The 21242-nt window shown below is 52.5% G+C and carries 13 protein-coding genes; 6 read left to right on the top strand and 7 right to left on the bottom strand.

Annotated features, from left to right (window positions below):
* Window positions 1-25: 25 nt before the first annotated feature.
* Window positions 26-1603, top strand: a complete 1578-nt coding sequence (locus KJW29_RS21160) for a stalk domain-containing protein (protein WP_214626066.1) — start codon at window positions 26-28, stop codon at window positions 1601-1603.
* Window positions 1604-1714: 111 nt separating this feature from the next.
* Here the strand turns inward: KJW29_RS21160 and gdhA are convergent, their stop codons facing one another.
* Together gdhA and KJW29_RS21170 are read right to left on the bottom strand one after the other, a co-directional pair.
* A complete protein-coding gene (gene gdhA, locus KJW29_RS21165; protein WP_214626067.1) occupies window positions 1715-3085 on the bottom strand; it encodes an NADP-specific glutamate dehydrogenase in 1371 nt (456 codons plus the stop codon).
* 117 nt (window positions 3086-3202) lie between these two features.
* A complete protein-coding gene (locus tag KJW29_RS21170; RefSeq protein ID WP_087572081.1) occupies window positions 3203-4180 on the bottom strand; it encodes a diaminopimelate dehydrogenase in 978 nt (325 codons plus the stop codon).
* 866 nt (window positions 4181-5046) lie between these two features.
* Here KJW29_RS21170 and KJW29_RS21175 point away from each other — a divergent pair.
* Both KJW29_RS21175 and KJW29_RS21180 read left to right on the top strand, forming a co-directional pair.
* Window positions 5047-6672 (top strand): AraC family transcriptional regulator, encoded by a 1626-nt coding sequence (locus tag KJW29_RS21175; RefSeq protein ID WP_214626068.1) that lies wholly within the window; start codon window positions 5047-5049, stop codon window positions 6670-6672.
* A 108-nt stretch (window positions 6673-6780) separates the two neighbouring features.
* Complete coding sequence (locus KJW29_RS21180; protein ID WP_214626069.1) at window positions 6781-7809, top strand: ABC transporter substrate-binding protein; 1029 nt, start codon at window positions 6781-6783, stop codon at window positions 7807-7809.
* Window positions 7810-8722: 913 nt separating this feature from the next.
* On the opposite strand, the gene KJW29_RS21185 is transcribed toward KJW29_RS21180, so the two are convergent.
* Both KJW29_RS21185 and KJW29_RS21190 read right to left on the bottom strand, forming a co-directional pair.
* Window positions 8723-9523, bottom strand: a complete 801-nt coding sequence (locus KJW29_RS21185; protein ID WP_214626070.1) for an undecaprenyl-diphosphate phosphatase — start codon at window positions 9521-9523, stop codon at window positions 8723-8725.
* A 155-nt stretch (window positions 9524-9678) separates the two neighbouring features.
* Window positions 9679-11406 carry a bifunctional diguanylate cyclase/phosphodiesterase gene (locus KJW29_RS21190; RefSeq protein WP_214626071.1) on the bottom strand — a complete coding sequence of 576 codons (1728 nt, stop codon included), beginning with the start codon at window positions 11404-11406 and terminating at the stop codon, window positions 9679-9681.
* A gap of 219 nt (window positions 11407-11625) precedes the next feature.
* Between KJW29_RS21190 and KJW29_RS21195 the strand changes: the two genes are divergently transcribed.
* Both KJW29_RS21195 and KJW29_RS21200 read left to right on the top strand, forming a co-directional pair.
* Window positions 11626-13344: a hypothetical protein gene (locus KJW29_RS21195; protein WP_214626072.1), complete on the top strand. Its 1719-nt coding sequence runs from the start codon at window positions 11626-11628 to the stop codon at window positions 13342-13344.
* Between the two features lie 12 nt (window positions 13345-13356).
* Window positions 13357-13845: a hypothetical protein gene (locus tag KJW29_RS21200; protein WP_214626073.1), complete on the top strand. Its 489-nt coding sequence runs from the start codon at window positions 13357-13359 to the stop codon at window positions 13843-13845.
* A gap of 70 nt (window positions 13846-13915) precedes the next feature.
* Here KJW29_RS21200 and KJW29_RS21205 read toward each other — a convergent pair whose 3' ends face one another.
* The 3 genes from KJW29_RS21205 to KJW29_RS21215 all read right to left on the bottom strand — a co-directional run bounded on the left by KJW29_RS21205 (window position 13916) and on the right by KJW29_RS21215 (window position 19807).
* The gene (locus KJW29_RS21205; RefSeq protein ID WP_214626074.1) at window positions 13916-15154 is read right to left on the bottom strand and encodes a molybdopterin-dependent oxidoreductase; all 1239 of its coding nucleotides are present in this window, start codon (window positions 15152-15154) and stop codon (window positions 13916-13918) included.
* A gap of 90 nt (window positions 15155-15244) precedes the next feature.
* A complete protein-coding gene (locus KJW29_RS21210; RefSeq protein ID WP_246608313.1) occupies window positions 15245-18379 on the bottom strand; it encodes an ATP-binding protein in 3135 nt (1044 codons plus the stop codon).
* Window positions 18380-18676: 297 nt separating this feature from the next.
* Window positions 18677-19807, bottom strand: a complete 1131-nt coding sequence (locus KJW29_RS21215) for a Gfo/Idh/MocA family protein (RefSeq protein ID WP_214626075.1) — start codon at window positions 19805-19807, stop codon at window positions 18677-18679.
* A 153-nt stretch (window positions 19808-19960) separates the two neighbouring features.
* On the opposite strand from KJW29_RS21215, the gene KJW29_RS21220 reads away from it, so the two are divergent.
* The gene (locus KJW29_RS21220; RefSeq protein WP_214626076.1) at window positions 19961-20863 is read left to right on the top strand and encodes a helix-turn-helix transcriptional regulator; all 903 of its coding nucleotides are present in this window, start codon (window positions 19961-19963) and stop codon (window positions 20861-20863) included.
* Window positions 20864-21242 lie beyond the last annotated feature (379 nt).

Consider the following 21242-nt stretch of genomic DNA (forward strand, 5'->3'; position numbering starts at 1 on the left):
ATTAAAAGTTGGGGGCTATTGAAAAATGAGGAAAAAACATTTTATGATCTTGGTTATTTGTGCTTTGTTGTACATTCCAAATCTGGGATCGGCCAATGCAAGCTTTTATTTACCCGACTCGTCGGGTATCGAGCTTCAATGGGAGTATACAGAAACTCCGCCGAAACGTCCCTATCCCCGACTTCTTAATTCCGCTCAATATGCCGTAAAATGGAAGCTGGATAACCCGCTCATGTTCGAAATCGTTGAAGATCGTAACGGCATCATTTACATTTCAGATAGCGACAATAGGGTTCTAGCCCTCTATCCTAATGGCCAGGAAAAATGGAGCACGCAACTCGCCTCGGACCAAGATCTTTCCGTTTTTAATTTACATCTAGGCAATGACGGAACCCTTTACGCCTATAGTTCCAACACTTTGTATCAGGGGGGCGGAACGACGGTTTTTGCGCTGTCCGAAGATGGAGCTATCAAGTGGAAGCTCGAATCAGACAATATCTTTAGCCGTTTTGAAGGCAATTTTTCAGGGGATGTTTCCGGCAACTTGATTTATTTCACGAACGAAGGGCTGGTTTCAAGAAACGCTCAAGGCGATATTAATTGGATTAACGGCGACATTACGACTTCTCCCCCTGTCGAGTATAAGGGCCATCAAGCCCAAGTGTATACGGATCTTCAAGGGAATATTTATGTAGATAACAACAAACAACAAATTATCTCTTTGGATCCGGAAGGAAACGAGAGATGGACTTCGCAGCCTCAAAAGCATCTCGATTCCTTTAACGCTTTTCATCCTTTCTTCTCCGGTACAGGATCTATCTATATGCTGACGGAAAAAGGGCTTCATGGCCTGGATAGCCGCAACGGTCAAAACAGGAAAGCTGCCTCTTTATTCGATTACAATGATATTCGCTACTCAGGCATCCCTACGGACGGGCAAGGCGGGTACTACATTTCGATAAGGGGATCTGTACAGAAGATTGATGCGAATGGCAACTCCAAGTGGATGTATACACCTAGAGAATCCGAAAAATACGGTGTAGGCTCGTTAAAACCTTTAGCTACGGACAGTAAAGGAAATGTTTATTTTCCGACTGGCGTCGGTAATATAATTGGATTGGATAGCGAAGGCCAGGAAATATTCGTGTTCCTCCGAAACGGCTTCTGGCACAGGATAACCGAAATCGTCATCGGCGCCAACGACAATATTTATTCCATTAGCCATGATATCGGCATTGTCGCGTTTGGCTTAAAAGGCGTACAGGTGTATTCGGATAATTTGCCGCTCCCGTTATCCGTAAAACCTATTAACGAAAAAGGAACGGTACTGGTTCCATTCCGGTCATTGTTCGAGGCTTATGGTATGAAAGTGGTTTGGGATTCCAGCAGCAAAAAAATAACAGGCTCCAAGGAAGGTCTTCAACTGGAGCTCTCCATTGGCTCGCGCACCGCCTATGTAAATGGAAATGCGATGGAGCTGACCGAAGCGCCTCGAATCGCTAATGGCTCGACTTATGTTCCACTTCGATTTATCGGGGAATCGCTTAAGAAAAAAGTGAGCTGGGATGGTAAAAGCCAATTCGTCAATATCGATCCCGACTAAATTGCATGATTTCCTAAACAAGTACAAAGACACCCCGCAAGCTGCACTTTTTAGAGTGTAGCTGCGGGGTGCTTTCATATGGTTGTAAAAGAATATAATAGCGTAGTCGTTTTAAACAACGCCCTGAGCGATCATAGCATCAGCCACGCGGACGAAACCAGCGATGTTGGCGCCAACGACAAGGTTGCCCGGATGCCCGTATTTGGCCGCTTCCGCTTCGGCATTGCGGTGGATGTTGCGCATGATGTCATGCAGCTTCGCGTCCACTTCTTCGAAGGACCACGATAGACGCATGCTGTTCTGAGCCATCTCCAGCGCCGATACGGCTACGCCGCCGGCATTGGCTGCTTTAGCAGGTCCAAATAGTACGCCTTCATTGATAAATACGTCGATCGCCGCCAGCGTAGAAGGCATGTTCGCTCCTTCGCCTACCGCGATAACACCGTTAGCGACAAGCAGCTTCGCCGCCTCTTCGTCGATCTCGTTCTGAGTCGCACACGGAAGAGCGATCTCGCAAGGAATGGACCAGATGCCTTCGCAGCCCTCTGTATAAGTCGCGTTCGGACGGGACTGAACGTATTCGCTAATCCGCTTGCGCTCAACTTCCTTCAAGCGTTTCAGGAGGGACAGATCGATACCTTCCTCGTCGTGCACGTAACCGCCGGAATCGCTGCAGGCAACGACTTTGGCGCCCATTTGCTGAAGCTTCTCGATCGCGTAGATGGATACGTTGCCGGAGCCGGAGACAACTACCGTTTTCCCTTCCAGTTCCAACCCTTTTGCTTGCAGCATTTCGTTAACAAAGTACACGCAGCCGTAACCGGTCGCTTCCTTACGCGTCAGGCTTCCGCCGTATTGCAGGCCTTTGCCCGTCAGAACGCCGGCTTCGTTGCCGCTGCGAATCCGCTTGTATTGACCGAACATATAACCGATCTCGCGCGCGCCAACGCCGATGTCACCGGCTGGAACGTCGATGTCCGGCCCGATGTAACGATACAGCTCCGTCATAAAGCTTTGCGTGAAACGCATAACTTCTTGCTCGGACTTGCCTTTCGGATCGAAGTCAGAGCCGCCTTTACCGCCGCCGATCGGTTGGCCGGTCAGCGCATTTTTGAAGATCTGCTCGAAGCCGAGGAACTTGATAATGCTTGTGTTAACGGAAGGATGGAAGCGAAGTCCGCCTTTGTACGGACCTAGTGCGCTGTTAAACTGTACGCGGAAACCGCGGTTCACTTGCACCTTGCCTTTGTCGTCCACCCATGGCACGCGGAAATAGACAACACGATCCGGCTCGGTAATCCGCTCCAGAATATTTTGCTCGATGTAATGCGGGTTCGCTTCCAGAACCGGAACAAGCGAATCCAGAATTTCTTTTACCGCCTGAAAAAATTCCTTTTCGCCTTGATTGCGGTGGATAATCAACTCGTAGACGGATTGTACATAGTCTTTCGCCGACTGCTGCTTGGTCAATAACTCATTCACTTATGTGGTCGCTCCTTTGGCTCCAAACGTCGGACCTTCGTACAGGTAATCCGAAGTTTGCGCTATGAATAGGGTAAAGCATATATATTGCGACAATCGTGATTCATGCGGTATGCCTTACAGCAGCTCGCGGCGAAGCTCCTCGGCCGACTTCGGCGACAGATAGGACAATGGTACGTCGAATACTGTGCGCGCTCCCGTCTGGCCCTCCTTGCTCATCCGCTTAGCTGCTCTTGCATAGGCCACAAGCACGCTTGCTGTAAACTCAGGGTTGCTCTCCAGCTTTAGGCCGAAGTCGATAATTTGTTTCGTGCCCGATCCCGTTACGCCGCTTCGAATGACGAAGCCGCCATGCGGCATGCCGCTATGCTCGGACTTCAGCTCATCCTCGGTGATGAACGTAACAGTCGTATCGTAATCGGCGAAGTAGTTCGGCATAGATACGATCGTCTCTGCAATGGCATCGCGATCCGCGCCTTCTTCTGCAACGATGTAACATTGGCGAAGATGCTTCTCGCGCGTCTCCAATTCAGGCGTCTCGCCGTTGCGGATGCGCTCGATGACCGATTGCACGGGCACCGTGTACTGCACGCCTGCTTTTACGCCGGGAACGCGGCGAATCGCGTCGGAATGTCCTTGGCTGACGCCCTTGCCCCAGAACGTGAAGTCCTTGCCTTCCGGCAGGATGGCTTGCCCCAGCAGTCGATTAAGCGAGAACAGTCCAGGATCCCAGCCCGTTGAGATTACGCTCAATTTATCGCTTTGCTCTGCTAAAGCATTAACCTTATCATAAAATTCCGGTATTTTGGCGTGCGTGTCAAAGCTGTCTACCGTGTTGAACATGCTAGCCATAAAAGGCGTTTGCTCCGGAAGATCCGTCGCGGAGCCGCCGCATAGAATCATGACGTCGATTTTGCCGATGTACTGCTCAGTCGCCGAAATATGCTCAAACTTGGCGTCACCCGAAGCCATCTGATCTGGCTGTCTGCGCGTAAAGATCGCAACAAGCTCCATATCCGGATTTTGTTTAATGGCCAGCTCGACTCCTTTGCCAAGATTGCCGTATCCCACGATGCCTACTTTCACAGTTTCCATTTTGCTCCTCCTAAAATAAAGCACACACCCCTACAATCCCGTTTAGGAGTTTAGCCAAGATTTTGCCGCTCTTGCCGAAAATGAGTTCATTTACCTCATAATATCGTTTTATTTTAAATAATCTATCGCAATTATGCAAACAAATAATTAAATCGTGCAAACGCAGGTAATCTGACATGAGTAAGCGATTCTAATTCGATGCAAATACCAGTGGAAAAATGATGCAATGCCGACGTGATGACCGTTTTTTCAATTTCCATTTTTGGATGCATAAGAATGCATGAAAAATGTTGATTTTACATCTGTATTTACCGGCTAACCGCACTGTTGCGCAATTTCAAAAAACTAATGAATCGGTGTAACCCATCCAGGTTTTCAACCGAATAATATCAGTTTCCGGCTTAAAGAAGCGCATACAAATTGGCATTAAAACGGCTAGCAAATGTACATATATTCCACTTCCGCCTTAACATTAGGGGGATTTAGCTACTCATAGAGTTAAATAATATAACATATATCTACAATCAAGTTCATATCCAACTTACATACACTCAATACAGCACGTTATCTAACATTGCTTGTTCGTTTCAACAAATCAAATTTACTATTTTCTTCCCAAAAAAACAAAAAAAAACGTCCCTGGAAGGCTTCATTAGCCCAATTGGACCTGCATCCAGCCTGTTTTGACGCCTGTTCTCGCACATTTTGTTCCGACAATTGCCACAATTGAGGCCGGCTTCGGTTGCCGTTGACTTTGATAATAATGATGGGAAATCGTCTCCGAGTTCTCGAGCTTGTAAATTCTATTGTGGTCCAATAGACTGAAACTATTGGATTTAACTGTTTCTATTATGGAGGTAAACGACATGGTGGATGCCCCCCTCCACGGAAGGCAAGCGCCTTCTTCTCCCGTCATTAATGCGTTCGTATCCGCCGACTGTTACAGCCTCCACGCTGAACTGCGATTGCCGCATGAGCACGCCGTACTGATCGTCGAATCGGGAATGGGCGCCTTAACATTGAACGGTCGCAAATATCCCGTCTCTTCGGGCCGCTGCTATTACGCGCTGCCTAACATGCCCTTTTCCATTGAGCCCTATTTTAACGAATTCTCTGCTATTCTGGTCCGATTCGACAGGCTCATGCCCGTGGAACGTGGCGCGGAGAGCATTCGTTACGCCAGAGAGGACGGCGGCTTTGCCGATTGGGGAGAATTGGCTTCTCCAATGCCAGAGCGGATGTTGCAGCTCGCGCGGGATATGGCGGAGCTTGGTCATAGCCTCGATCTGCTGGGCGTTGCCCGGAGGGAACGCTGCTTCCACGAATGGATGTACGAGCTGACAGCCGCCAATACTTATTCCACGGACATCGAGTCAGACAACGGGGAAGTGATTAATCGTGTTATGAATTACATCGATTTGCATTACCACGAGAATTTAAAGCGCAGCGCACTTGCCGGGATGGCGGGGTTCAGTCCTGAATATTTCTCTTCCTTATTCAAGCAAATCAGCGGCCGCAGTCTGACGGATTACATAACAATGCTGCGTATCCGCCACATTAAAGAAAGGCTGTTGTTCGCAGGAGCACGGTTAAGCGATGTCGCCAAGGAAGTCGGTTACAAGGATGAATATTATGTCAGCCGGCGGTTCAAGCAAGAGGTCGGCATCTCTCCTACGCAGTATGTTCTTGCGGACAAAAGAATCGTCTCGCTTAACCCCCATCTGACGATGCATCTGCTCGCGCTTGGGATTATTCCTGCCGCCACTTCCGCCTACCCCTGGGGCTTCGGCGAATACGACAGCCTTTTGAGGGGCGCCGGATGCGAATGCCGGGACTGGACGACTGATTTCACGAACGATGAGCTTGCCGTCCTTCGTCCCGATCTCCTGATCGGCATCGACAACCTGGATCACGAGCGCCTGCATGCATGCAGGCTATTGGCCCCCACGCTTGTATTGCCCTGGTATATCGGCGATTGGCGCGGCCACTTCCATATACTCTCGCAAGTGTGTCGGCGCTCCGTCGAGGAAACGGAATGGCTGTCACAATTCGATAAGAAGGCCAATCGCGTAAGGCTGGCCCTGTCGGAAAGCGGCATGGCCAAATTTACCGTTACTATCGTTAACATCAGGGATACGACCTCCTATGTTTACCTCAATAGAGGCATGGGCAGCCAGGTTGTTTATAAAGAGCTCCAGTTGAATCCGCCGTCAGGCGTCAGGACAGCCGTAGGAGATCGTGCCTCCGCTGCAATCGAACTTTCCGACATTCTTCCCCGGTTCGAGGCAGATCTAATGATTGTAGTTACCGCACCTTCTCCCCTTGCTGCAGCCCGAACGCAAGACATGCTGGCCAGCGAGCCGTGGGTGAAGTATCGCAAGCAAGGCGGTCTGGTCCACCATGCGGATATGAGTCGCTGGCATGGCTATGATCCGCTGTCTATTCAGTGGCAGCTGTTGGATGTCCAGCAATGGCTGGACAGACCGGAGTAACTTCCTACAATTGTCCAAACAACTTCTTACACCAGACTATGGTCGCCCAAAGGTACCTTTGGTATGATTCTTTACGACAATGAGAATCAATATCAGGAGGTAATACAAGTGAAAGCACAACAAAAGTTATGGATGACAAGCCTCTTATTGCTGGCAGTCGTCCTGCTCGCAGCTTGCGGGAATAACAGCTCCGACGCGAATACGTCCAGTCCCTCGCCTTCGCCATCGGCCACAGTCGCACCGACAGACACAACTGGCGGTTCCAATGCAGCAAGCAATAGCGGAGAAAACGCGACAAGAGAATTCGAACACGGCAAAGGCGTAACCGTCATCCCCGTTAACCCGGAGCGTATCGTCGCGATTCAATACACTGGCGCCATGCTCGCGCTAGGCGTCAAGCCCGTCGGCGCGGACAACGAATGGGCCAAGTACCCTCTCCTGGAACAAGAGTGGGCAGGCATCGAGCATGTTGGCGATCCTTGGACAGGCTTGAATCTTGAGAAAATCGTCGAGTTAAACCCCGACCTGATCGTGACGCATGTCGAGGACACCTACGAAGCCTTGTCCAAAATTGCGCCAACCATCTGGATTCCTTGGCTTCAATACGATCCGCCTGGGCAGATCGCCCTTTTCGGAGATATTCTGGGCAAGCAGGCCGAAGCGGCGGCTTGGCAGAAGCAATTCGATGCCAAAGTCGCGGAGACGAAGCAAACCGTCGGCTCTATCATTGGCGAAGACAAGACGGTTACGATCTTCAACATTCGTCCTGCCAATCAATTTATCTATGGCAACAAAGCAATGGGCGGCTACGTCATCTATGACCTGCTAGGTCTGAAAGCACCGGAAATCGTTCAGCAGGAGGTCATTGACAAAGGGCTCGGACAGCTGGAAATTTCGCTGGAGCTGCTGCCTCAATATGCCAACTCCGACTACGTCTTCCTCTCCGTGCTCGCAAATGACGGCGGAACCGAGCGAGCTGCCGAAGTGACGGAAGGAGCGATTTGGAAGAACCTCCCCGCGTCCGGGAACAATCGAGTCTTCGATCTCAATTGGGATACGTACTTCACGACCGATCCGCTCTCCACCATGAAGCAGCTTGACGCTTTCGCCGAACTGCTGCAAGCTACGCAGCAATAGGAACGCAAGCCGCTAAAGGCGAGCGAGTACGGTATGTAACGGGCTTTGCCAGCACAGTTGTTGCAAAAACGCCTACAGCTGCTCGTTCGCCTACTTTTCGGAGCCATAAGCGTTATTAACTAATCAGAGTTATTTTCTGGTCCATCGGCGTTTTTAACGCCTACAGTTGCTCGTTCGCCTACTTTTCGGAGCCATAAGCGTTATTAACGCCTATGGATGCTAATCAGAGTTACTTTCCAGTCCATCGGCGTTTTTAACGCCTACAGCTGCTCGTTTGCCTACTTTTTGGAGCCATAAGCGTTATTAACGCCTATGGATGCTAATCAGAGTTACTTTACGCTCCATCGGCGTTTTTAACGCCTACAGCTACTCGTTCGCCTACTTTTTGGAGCTATAAGCGATTCTAACTCCTATGGCTGCTAATCAGAGTTATTTTCTGGTCCATCGGCGTTTTTAACGCCTACAGTTGCTCGTTCGCCTACTTTTCGGAGCCATAAGCGTTATTAACGCCTATGACTGCTAATCAGAGTTATTTTCTGGTCCATCGGCGTTTTTAACGCCTACAGTTGCTCGTTCGCCTACTTTTCGGAGCCATAAGCGATTCTAACTCCTATGGCTGCTAATCAGAGTTACTTCACGAACCATCGGCGTTTCAGTCTGGTATGTCGCATCATTTCCTAAACGAGGACAAGTAAAGACCGAGCCGACGGCTCGGTCTTTACTTGTGCGTACCAATTGCATTACAGAGACTCCATTACATCCATCAAGTTCGTTAGCTGCAGGTTATGCAAGCAAAAGAAATGCCCCAAAACCGATTGATTGCTGCACAAAAAAAGCACACATCCGCCGCACACCTTTTTAACAAAGGGTTGCATGCATGTGTACCTTCTTTGGAAAACTACGTTTAGAGGAATTATCTCATAACAAACAGATAGAACAGAATAGCGATAACGAAGCGATAGATCGCGAACCACTCCAGACGGAGCTTCTTGATCAGGTTAAGGAAAGTCACGACGGCGACCATAGCGACTACGAACGCGGCGATAAAGCCGATAAGAAACAGCAGCAGATCATCCGAGGTCAGCATGTCGCGGCTGTCATACAGATCCAGTACCGTTGCTCCAAGCATGACGGGAACCGAGATCATAAACGTAAAGTCCGCGGCAGCCTTCTGGCTTGTCCCTAGCAGCAAGCCGCCAGAGATTGTAGAACCGGAGCGGGAAAAGCCGGGCCACAGCGCCAGACATTGGAAGAGGCCGATGCCAAGCGCCTGCTTGTACGTAATGTCGTCCGTCTCTTCGGCGGTGATCTTACGTTTTACCCGCGCCGCGATGATGAGCAGTATGCCGCCGACAACGAGGCTGATGAGCACCGGACCGGATCCGAACAGCACGCTTTTGATAAAATCATTAAACAACAAGTACACAATCAATGCCGGAATCATCGCCAAAATCATATGTATGACGTTCAGCTTCTTTTTCTTGAAGTCGAGCTTAACCATATCCTTAAGCATCGACATATACCGTTTCCAGTACAGCAGCAGAACCGCCATAACCGCGCCTAGCTGAATCACGATCATGAAAGTCTTCTTCGCTTCCCCGTCAAAGCCTAGCAAGTCGCCGGTCAAAATAAGATGACCCGTGGACGAGACCGGCAGGAACTCCGTCAGTCCTTCTACAATACCCAATATAATCGCATTAATAAAATCCTGCATGCCATAACTCCGCCTTTCACTACGTTCTGGCTCTTGCCCGCCAAAATCCCAAACTCTATTTAGAGGTTCAACACACGTATTATTAGTTTAGTTGAAGAACGGGTCAATAATCAATCGAAAATGAATGACAGAAAGCTTACAATATTGTAACCCGTTTAGTTTTTATCGGACTTTAAAGCATCTTTAAGCAGCTCCGTCATGTCATCTGCCGGCAGCGGCTTGCTATAGTAATAGCCTTGTACGTTAAAGCAGCCCTGCAGCTTCAGCAGTTCTACTTGCTCTCCCGTCTCCGCTCCTTCGGCAATAACATCCATTCGGAGGATGCGCGCCAGCTCGATTATCGTTCGGACGATGGCCAAATTCTCTTCAGAGCTTGTGATGTCCTGGATAAAAGAGCGGTCAATCTTAAGTGTATGCAGCGGGAGGCGCTTTAAGTAGCTTAAGGACGAGTAACCGGTGCCGAAATCGTCCATCGCGATAGAGATGCCGCGCCGCTTAAGCTCGCCCAGCGTCGCCAGCGTATGCTTCTCATCCTGCATGGCTATGCTCTCCGTCAACTCCAGCTCGACATATTGCGGATCAAGCCCCGTCTCGCGCAGCAATGCCGTGACGACCTCGATGAAGTCCTGCGCCTGGAATTGCAACGCGGAGATGTTAATCGCAATCTTGACGGGAGGCAGTCCTTCCTCATGCCACGCCTTGAGCTGCTCGAAGGCCGTTCTCATCACCCAATTTCCGATCGGCACGATCAAGCCCGTGGATTCCGCCACCGGGATAAATTCCGCTGGAGATACGAGCCCCACACCTGCCCGATTCCATCGCACCAATGCCTCCAGCGTCGTAATCCGACCGGTTTGCGAGTGGTATTGCGGCTGATAATGGAGCAAAAACTCTCCTCCCGCCAGCGCCTCTCGCAGCCCCTTCTCCAGATCAATCGTCTGCTCGAAGTCCCTTCTCATCTCCCATGAGAACGTTCTGACCAGGTTCGAATTGTCCTGCTTCGCCTGAAGCATGGCTGCATCCGCATACTTCAGCAGCGATTCCGGATGCTCTCCGTCATTTGGGAAAGCGCTAATGCCGATGCTTGCCGTAATAGAAGCTTCATAGTGTTCCAATTGGTAGGGCTCGGACAGCCGGGATACAATCTTTTCCGCCATTTGATAGGCTTCTTCTACATAAGTATCCGGAAGCAAAATCATGAACTCGTCCCCGCCGAGCCTGGAGGCGATATCCTGCGGACGAATACATGCCAACATCCGCTCCGCAGCCTGCTTGAGCAGCAAATCCCCGTACGAGTGGCCAAGCGAATCGTTTACGAACTTGAAGCGGTCCAAGTCGATACACAGAATCGAGACGCTGCGATTGTCCGGCTTAGCCCTCTCGATGGACTGCTTCAGACTTTGCTGGAGACTGTCCCGGTTAAACAACCCTGTTAACGTGTCGTGATAAGCAATATGCCGGATCAGCTCCTGATCGCGTTTATGCTCCGTGATGTCCGTGCGGATCGAGACATATTGATAGGGCTTATTATTTTTCATAAACGGCACGATGAAAGTTTTTACCCAGTAGTGCGAGCCATCCTTCGCCCGGTTCTTGACCTCGCCGGACCACACCTCGCCCGATGCGATCGTCGCCCACATTTCCCGAAAGAACTGCTTGCTGTGATAACCCGAATTGAGAATGCGGTGCGTGTTGCCGATCAACTCGTCATGGCTGTACTTCGAAAGCTCGCAAAATTTATCGTTGGCATATGTAATAACGCCGCGCGCATCCGTCATGGCCACAATGGAGGATACGTCAAGCGCGTATTTGATCGCGGCGAGTTCTTTGATGCTGCTGGATATCCCGCTGTTGCCGTCGTCCAGGGAGTATGTGCTATTCAATTCGGTTTCGCCTCTATCCTCTGTCTTTTTTCGTTTCTATGTTGTGTTCTATATATTTTCCCACTAGAATGCCGTTATTTCAATCTCTTTCACACAACCCTGCTCGCAAAGTATTGCCTAGTGCCAAAGGACCAGGATTATGCTACTATATAATGGTCTAATCTAGCACGGAATGGTAAAAAACGAAGATAGATTCCCACTTAGCAGAGGGTGTTTGCAATGGCCGAAACCGCCGATCACGTGCATCAATCCAAATCCACCGCATCTCCTGCCCCCGCAGGGCGCAGCGCAAGTACGCCTCAAGCAGCTCCTGGACAAGCCTTGTCGAACTTCAGGCAAGGCAGCATGTCGCCTGCCGACGTCATGCAGTTGCAGCGTTCCTCCGGCAATCAGGCAGTTCTGCAGCTGTTCCGGGATCGCAGCGCGGCAGCCCCGGGCACGCAGGCCCCGATTCAACGGCAGATCACGCGTCCCGGCAATATGTTTCAATCCACACGAACTCCGCCGGCTGCATCGATCGCAGCAACGCCTGCCGCTTCGGTAGCCGCTTCGGTAGCCGCCCCCTCGACTGCCGCTTCGGCAACGCCGGCCGTCGAGACGCCCGCTCGGGCCGAGTCATCGGCGTCTTCCCCGGCCGCCGACGTCCCGGTAGTCCGGACACCGCCGAATCTGCAAGGCAAAGGCGGCTATGGCGAGGTCTACAGCTGGCTGAAGGCGCAAGCCTCTTCCTCCAAGAAGACGGATCTGTTCGGCTTCTTCGATACGCTTAGTCCGGAACAGAAGATGAGCGCCATCCGCTCCATGGCGGGCGGCGCCAGAGTGATCTCGGTCGACGCCGTCAAGAAAAAGATGCTGGCCGGCATTATCAGCAAGTCCGTCGACTGGGACAAGTTCTCCGTTATTGTTAGGGAAGCGAAAAAGATCGACACCACCAACTACAATGCCGATCAGGATCGCGACTACGCCAGCTACGCGGCGATCGGCACATCCAGCGCGGCAGGCGGCGTATCCGGCTCCTCCACAATCAGCCAGACGCTTGGCGCGGCCGGCGCCAAGGGCACGGCTCTCGTCTCCGCTCCGATAGCGGGAGGACTGGGCGGCGTTGCCGCGGTGTCGCAAATCTATAATGCGAGCCAAAATTATGACGGCGCGCTCAGCGCAGCCGGCAAGGCGCAGGTCGTCGCGGGCGAAGGCGCCGGGGGAGCGGCTGACCTGGCGAGAGTTACCGCGGGCACGGTCAACAGCGTTAGACAGGTATCCGGCATGGCGCTTAATGGCGCGGCTACCGCGGCTGCCGGCGCCGGCGCAATTATTGGCGGCGCGGCTTATATGGCGGGCGGCGCGGCCGGCTATATCGAAGGCCGACGCAATGTCAAGCGCATGGGCGAAGTCGAAGAGCGGCTGGCCGGGCAGAACGGAGAGCTGGCTGAGCAGCAGCGGCTCGCGGCCGGACTCGGCAAGTCGACGCAAGAGATGAACAAATCCAAGAGCGGCATGACCGCAGTCAAAGGCGCATTGATGGTCGCGGGCGGAGTAGCATTGATCGCAGCAGCGGCATCTCCTGCCGGACCAATCCTGATCGCGCTAGGCGCGATTTTGGGCGGAGTCGCGGCAATCGTGAAGTTTTACAAGAAGCACAAGAGGAAAGAAGCGTTTGTGGACAAGGCGCTTAAAGTCGATGAAGCCATGGCCTCGGAGGCATACAAGGGGCTTGCCAGAGACAAGGTTCGCCAGTCGTTGCTTGAGAAGCACGGCTTCAACAGCTTGGGGCAATGCTACAATCAGCTCGTTACCGACCTGGCCGGCATGCTGTATGAGAGCGGGGTCGTGGGAGACGATCAGGAGAGCCGGGCGATTATCGAAAACATCGGCCTCAAGATCGACAAGGCGAAGAAGAAACCGGGCAAAGATCTGATCGCCAAGAAATTGCATACGTAGAGGAGAATCGCCATGACCGAGTCATTATCGTTCGCCCGCTCCGTGCTGGGCGGCCTGCACGACTATTACGGCAGTCACGGCATCGCGGCCAAGCTGGCCGAGCCGGACGACGAGGCTCCCTATGCCTCGCTGCTGATCCGATTCGACGAGATCGGCTCCGGCAATGAATCGGTGCTGCTGGAGATGAGCTTTCTTCCAGGATTAGAAGAGGCGGAGCAGGCCGGCGTCTATCTGCTTCAGACGTTCGCCGTACTCCGGGACCGGACGGCCCAGGAGCGCTATACATCCTTGGTACAAATATGCGCGAGCCTCAATCTTACGCTCCCGATCGGCGCTTTCGGCGTCTCGGAGCCTGGAGGAGCCTTATACTTCAAGCATAATGCCATGCTGCGGGCAGAATGGCTGGAGGGAGAGTCGGGCGTTCAGCATCTTGATCGGGTCAATGGCCTGGCGCTTCACCAGCTTCATCTATACTCAGATACGCTAATAGCCGAAGTCTGACATAATAACGGGGGTGTCCAAGGGTCGAAAAGACTCTGCGGGCACCCCCTATTTTTTGGTATCGGCTTTCCTACACCCACGCCTCGTTCGCATAACCGCGCTGCTCCCAATACCCGATATGTTCCCCTTCGATGAGCTCGATCCGGTTAAGCCACTTGACTGATTTATAGGCATACATACCCGGCATAATAAGCCGCACGGGTCCGCCTAGATCGCTCGGAATCGGCTTTCCATCGTGCATGACGGCAATCATCGCATCGTCCTGGGCCAGCTGCTCCAGCGTAATGCCGCTAGTATAGACACCGTCTCCCGAATAGAAGATCGCGGACTTTGCCTTCCCCTTTACGCCAGCCAGCGCCAGTATCTCCTTGACCGGGATACCCTCCCATGTGTTGTTGTAGACCGACCACCCCGTCACGCAATGGAAGTCGCTAACCTGCACCGTCCGCTTAAGCTTAACGAACGTATCCCAGTCCCACTCCAGCGCCTTGTCTACGAGTCCATCGATGCGCAATGACCAGTTCTCATTATTGAACGAAGGGATGGGCGTCACCGTGTACACGCGGAAGCTGCCCTGCGCTCCTCCGCCAATGGGAGGCGCCGAGTCTGGAAGAGGCTCAGGCGCAGGCAGCATTACGTTCGAATCGTTCTGAATCAGTTGCTCCATGTTTCTGCCATTACCCACGCTGCCGAGCTGATCGCCGAACCACTTCAGGAAGGACGGACCGACAGTCACCGCAAGACCGGCGCCTATTGCGCCGCGAATGAACGCGCGGCGCGTATATAACGGCTGCGGGGCCGCGGGATGGTAGACGTCCCTCTCTGCCGGCGGTAATTGCACTGCGCGTCGATCGGAGTCTTTGAGCCAACGAGCTCTCGACAAGGAATGATAGATGATATAAGGCAAGCCGATCCACGTCAGGAGATCGTGAGTGACGAGCGCCGCGTTCGACAAGCGAGGTCCTGCCAGCTTGAACTGCCAGAGGATAACGCCTGACAGCAGCCATCCGAATAGAAAGGTTAGCACGATATAGACGTTAAGCTTCTGCTTGGGCTTGCCCTTCAGCCTCCTCCAATGCTTGCCCGCAAGCACGAGATAATAGGCAATAGGCAGAACGGAGGCGATTCCGACGGCGATATGAAACCACTTGAGCCAGACGCGCCCTTCGCCAAGGACGCCTCGCCAGAAGCCTCCCAACAGAACAAGGCCGGACAAGGCCAGCAACAGGACGATCCACCCATTCCAGGCATGGATGGAGACAAGCTTCTTGCCGTACCCTTGACGCAGCTTTTTCAACAGTCCACTCATACTGGCATCTCCGCCCCCCGAAGGTTCATCATCTGCTTACATTGTACCGTAATGCTCCCGCAACGCGAAAGACCAGCTCCGCGGGAGCGCTCACTCCCCTGGCTGGTCCTTCTTCTGCTGTTCCATCGGGATTGCAAAGGACACCGTCGTGCCAGTCCCCGGCATGCTGACGATAGTCAGGCCTTGCCGGTAACGCTGAGCAAGCCGCCGGTTCGTATTGGCGATGCCAATGCCTCCCGTGCCGCCGAAAACATGCTGAAGCAGATTGTCCGCATCTTGCTGCGTCATCCCCTTGCCATTGTCCTTCACCTCGAACAACGTATCCGGCCCCCGCCGGATGATCCGGATGACAACCGCGCCTCCTTCCGCGCGACTCAGCGCCCCGTGCTTGACGGCGTTTTCTACGATAGGCTGCAGGCTAAGCGGCGGCAGCATGAGATCGATGTTCGCATCGATCTCCCACTCGACGGACAACAACGACCCAAATCGTTCTTGTTCGATGTATAGATAGGAGCGAACAAGCTTCAACTCATGAGCGAACGGCACCATTTCCCCCGCATTCAGGAAGTTAAAGCTAATCCGCAGATAGGATGTAAAAGCTTCTGCGAGCTTCCTCATCTTGTCCGGGTCGATATCGCTTAAGGCCAGAATGGAATTTAAGGTGTTGAACAAAAAATGCGGATGAATCTGCGCCTGCAAATAAGCGGCCTCGAGTCGCAGTCTCTCCGTTACGGAACGCTTAAGCGTCGTTAGCGACCAGACGCGGTATTTCAATTCCAGCGCGTCTACAGGCTTGGTCAGATAGTCGCTCGCTCCAGCGGAAAAACCCGCATAGATATCCGCCTGTTGGCTTCTCGCCGTCAGGAGCAGTACAGGCAGTTCGGAGATGGAATACCGTTCCCTGATCGCTTTGGTCAATTCATAGCCGGACATGCCCGGCATCATGACGTCGGAGATGACGAGATCCCACTGGCCGTTCTCCAGCAGCTCCAGCGCTTCAGAAGCATTTGCCGCTGTTGTGATGGTATAAGAATCATTGCCCAAAATGCCAGCCAACACTTGAAGATTGACGGGATCATCGTCGATAGCGAGAATGTTCTGCTTCACGCCATGCGTTCCCATTTCAGGCGGAGCCAGCTCTATCCAGCTGCCGTTCTCCTCATGTGCCAGGAGCGGACTCTCTCCCGCCCCCAATACATGATTCCATGGCTGGGCCGCTACACTGGGATCTCCTGTGCCATCCGGCGACTGGCTATCTGCGAGAGGCAGCGAGAATTGAAATTCCGTCCCTTTCCCGGGCCGCGAACGAGCGGTAAGCGTTCCTCCATGAAGCTCCGCAAGCTGCTTGCAGATGCCGAGACCAAGCCCGATGCCTCCGTTGTCCGAATGCCCTTGCTCATACGGGAGGAAGACGCGGGCAAGCGTCGCCTCGTCCATGCCGGCCCCGGTATCCGTTACGCTAACGACGGCTCGTCCCTGAATGATCGCCGCTTCGACGAAGACCTCGCCTTTTTCCGTATACTTAATGCCATTATGAATAAGATTGAACAGAATCTGGGCTAGCCGCTTTTCGTCCGCCATGACGACCGGGAAGGAGTCCGGTATTCGCGAAGCCAGCTTGACGGGTTTCTGCTCGACAAGATAGCCCAGCATGCCAATAACGCCTTCCGCGATGGATTGCAACGGGATCGGCCGCATCTGGAGAACGACGTGTTTGTCCTTTAAACGCACGAGATCCAGCAAATCCTCGATCAAATGCGACATACGCCTGCCGATCGTAATGAGCAGCTCCATATCCTTGTAGCTTCTGTCCTCGATCGACTGGCGTTCCCTTAGAGCAACCGTCTGGGCGATATTAATAATGCCGTGGATCGGCGTCCGAAGTTCATGCGACGTGTGCGCAAGAAATTGGTCTTTCAGCTTGTCCGACTGCCTGAGCTGTTCATTAAGCTTCGCGTTCTCGGCCGCATTGCGGAAGTACAGCTTGAACCAGTAAGAAGAGAAGCCGATGATGGCCGCAATAACATCGAACGGATAATATTCCGTGTAATTCATGCCATACGTATTAAGAAGCCCCCACACGATGCTGGATATGACGCCGATCGCGGACAGCAGCAAAAAGATAGCGCCGCTGTGGTTATTTACCACCATTTTGCCTATGAGGTATAGGAACCAGACGACAGGCACGACGTAGAAGAACAAGCCTACGCGGAGGCTCGACAAATAATGAACCGTGTCGATTGGCAGCACCATAATCGTAACAACGTATGCCACGAACAGCCCCGAGAATAAACGAAACAATCGTCCGTCCGACACGCTCCCCGAGAAGATTCGCGTCAGCATCAACATGAAATACGTCAGCATGACATAAGAAATGCTTCCAAGCTTCACCACCCAGGTGTAGTTGACGGGCAGCCAATGCAAAATAAGCTTGTCATGGATTGTAATGATAGACAGCGCAGATGAAAGCATCATCATGAAAAAGACCAGAAACGCGTATTGCTTGCGATTGAAGATATATAAAATGATGGCGTAAATGCCATGCAGCATCAAAATAACGAAAGTCATCAGTTGAAAGCCGATGGAATACCAGCGTTCTCCGTCGATCGCCGCTTGAGAGCCGAAGCGAATCGGAACTACGATTCCGCCGCGAACCGGGTTGTCGTAATTGGAGACGCGGATCAACAGCTCGATGGAGTCCTTTCCATCGTCGTTGGAGTAGGTTGCGGTATAAGACCAGCGACTGGGCTTGTATTGGTCCTTGCTTAAGCCGAGCTGTCCGAATGCCGACTGGGTCTCTCCATTTACGACAACCTGCGAGGCGGCCTCGATTCGTTTGATCCAGAAACCATACGTCTGCTCGGGCTGCTCTTTAAGCAGAATGGTCAGCTTATACGTGCCGGAGCCGTATGCCTCTCCGTCAGGCATGACCTCTCCCCAGCTTCCAGGCACTTGCACATACCGGGGTTCGCCGACAGGCGTTCCTTCCAGCTGGCCAGGGTAGAATGCCCATTCGCCGTCAAGCAGCATGGAGGGGGATTGTTCGAAGTCCCAATGTCCAAGATCGATGACACCTTGTTGAATCGGAGGATGCTCCGGAATAGGATTCCATTCTTGCCATAACCATCGAAAGCCAAGCAGAAGCCCGAGGAAAAGTATCGTCATCATAGCGGATTTTATTAGCGGGTAGTCTCGTAAAGTTTTCATACAGCTAAGATTCGACATCAGGAGCGTTACTCCTTTATGACCGCAGCCGCAGACCGTATGCTGAATGTCCTGGAAGCGAACAGCGAGTCACCGGCTCAGGTATGCAAATGTGCAGAACTTCACGCGCAGCTTCAATTAAGTGATCGGCGTAACGCCTGGTGAGTATAGAAAAAAACAAGGGGGCTGTCTTTTTGGGACAGCCCCCTGTTCTATGCTCCGTTCCGATGAGGAGGCATGCCTTGCGGCATCCATTAACTCTCCTCCCCGGCTTTCGTCCTGCGCCAGCAGTACGCGCTAACCGGGTGGGACGACGTTTTATGGCCATTCCACGTTCTGGAACGTATTCGTCTCGGCGGACTCGTTTGCCTTCAAGCAGAGCAGCGCGCTCAGCAAGCCGTCGCCCAGCGTCGTCCGCGAGCGCTCCTTGCCCCGGACGGTCTGCAGGAAATTGTTCACGAGTATCCCGTCTCCGCCGCCGTGTCCATCCATCGCATTGACATCGATGGCATGCGTCTCCACCCGCGCCTCATGATGCATATAGACCTTAAGCTCATTCGTATACCAGTCGAACTCCAACGTTCCCTTGTAGCCGAGCAAACGGGCGCCGCGCCTTGCCGCTCCCCTGCGCGCAAAAAAATTCTGAGAATAGTTGACATGCATGCCCGTCTCGTAACGCAGCAACGCCCCGCCAGAATCTTCGTTGCCTGTATCTTCCGCAAAACTGCAGTAGTCATCCCCATGACGATTATGCGGCTTCAGTGCGCTTTCCTCGCAGGTTCTATTTTCCTCGCAATTTGAGCATTTCAATCCCGCCGGCTTCGTTCCCGTGAAGACCCGCTTCGACTTCATCGCGCATACGGCAATCGGCTTAAGTCCGATGAGATAGTTGATATAGTCGAAGTCATGTGTCGCCTTTTGCAGAAACAGCCCGCCCGTAATGCGTTCGTCCCTGTACCAGGAATGATAATACACGCCTCCGTATGGGACGTTGTTAACCGCTTGCACATGCTCCACCGTACCGATCTTCCCGGAATCGATAATTTCCTTGGCCAGCCTGACGAGCGGCGTATTGCGGAGCGGGAACGAGACGACTACCTCCGACCGGGAAGCCTCGTATCCGGCCTTGAGCCGCGACAAATCCTCGTAAGTGGTTGCGACCGGCTTCTCCAGATATAGCGGCAAATGCCGGCGAAGCACTTTAAGCGCCATATCCGTATGAAGGTCGCAGCGGGTTCCGATAATAATGCCGTCCAGCTCGCAAGAATCCAGCATTTCGTCCGCATTGTCAAAAAATTGCGTATGGCGAGCTTCCTCTCCAAGCCTGGTCTTTAGTTCATCACGCTTCGGATCCGCTATCGCAGCGATGCTGTAACCTAACTCCTCCGATTGAAGGGCGGGAAAAATACTGCTAACCCGTAGTCCGTAACCGATTACTCCCAATCTCATGTTCCGCACCTGGCTTTCCGTAGTATGAATCGAAAAACTTATTGATTATCGATTAATTACCGAAATAATAACACGGATGATAACGGAAGTATTTGCTTGAATCAGTTCATTAGTTGTATATTATCGATATAAATTTGCGAGGAGGATCACCTCATGGACCTGTGCTTGCAAAAGAATCGCTCTTCCGACATGCAGGATATGAATCCAAGCGTTCACTGGGCACAGCATCAATGGGTGCCTCCCGCCCTGCTGCCGGCAAGAAGAATTTACGATTTCGAGATCATGTATGTTTATTCGGGAGAAATGCGCGTCCATTTCCCTCTGTCTAACGACACAGTTACTTATCTGCCTGGCGATCTGTTGTTCCTCCATGCCGCCATGCCTCACCGCATCGAGACTCGGGCTGCCGAAAGAACGCATCTGCTCGGCATCCATTTTGATTTTTTCGATGAATTCGAGATCTCTCCCGAACTGTTTGTCGATGTCGATGAAAGGAATGTGCGCAACGACCGATTTTGCCGGCCGCCGCTTGACAGCGAAGGGAACAACCTCTTTGCCCGTCGCTATGCTTCCGTGCCCGAAGACATTGTCCGCTTGATGGAGAAGGTTTGCGAGGAGTTTACACAGGAGAAGCCGGGCTTCGGTTCGGCTTGCAAGGGAGGCATGCTGCTGATTGCGACCGCTCTGTCCAGATTGCTGCCTATCCCGGCGCGGACTGTTCCCCAGGCCTATCAAGACGCGTTCAAGGAGCTGACGGAGGAGATTGCCCGCGCTCTACACTTTCCTTGGACTAGCGACATCATGGCTAATCGCCTGAACGTAAGCCCGGATTATTTCATCCGACTGTTCAAGAAGCATTACGGGACGACCCCGGGGCAATATGTCAGCAGGCTTCGCCACCAGGAGGCCAAGCGCTGTCTGAGGGAAAGCGATCTGAAGATCGAGCAGATCGGCCTGCTTATCGGCTATGAGGATTTGCATCACTTCAGTCATGCGTTCAAGCGATGGCAGGGCGTCTCCCCTCGCGAATATCGCAAAATGTCCTCTCTCTTGTAGCGCCAACAACAAAATCGTCCTGACGGGTGCTAGGGAACAACCTCACCCTGACGGATGATTCGATCGCTCCGTTGTACGAGGGTGTCGTTCTAACGGACATGAGCGTCGCTATTCTTCGATTAGCTGATGTTTCAAAAATCTAACAGACACACGTGACCTTATTTGCACCATCCGAGCAACTTTTAGCTATATTTTGGTCATATTGCGTCGCTACTGTCCGTTAAGAATTTGATCCTTGCGTAAAACGGGCTAATAGTGTCGCGTAGGTCCTTTAGATTCTGGGCTGGTCCAGTTACTTTCCGGCCCATCGGCGTTTTTAACGACTACAGCTGCTCGTTCGCCCACTTTTCGGCCCCCTAGGCGTTATTTTCGCCTATGG

The sequence above is a fragment of the Paenibacillus agaridevorans genome (assembly GCF_018604145.1).
Lineage (GTDB): Bacteria > Bacillota > Bacilli > Paenibacillales > Paenibacillaceae > Pristimantibacillus > Pristimantibacillus agaridevorans.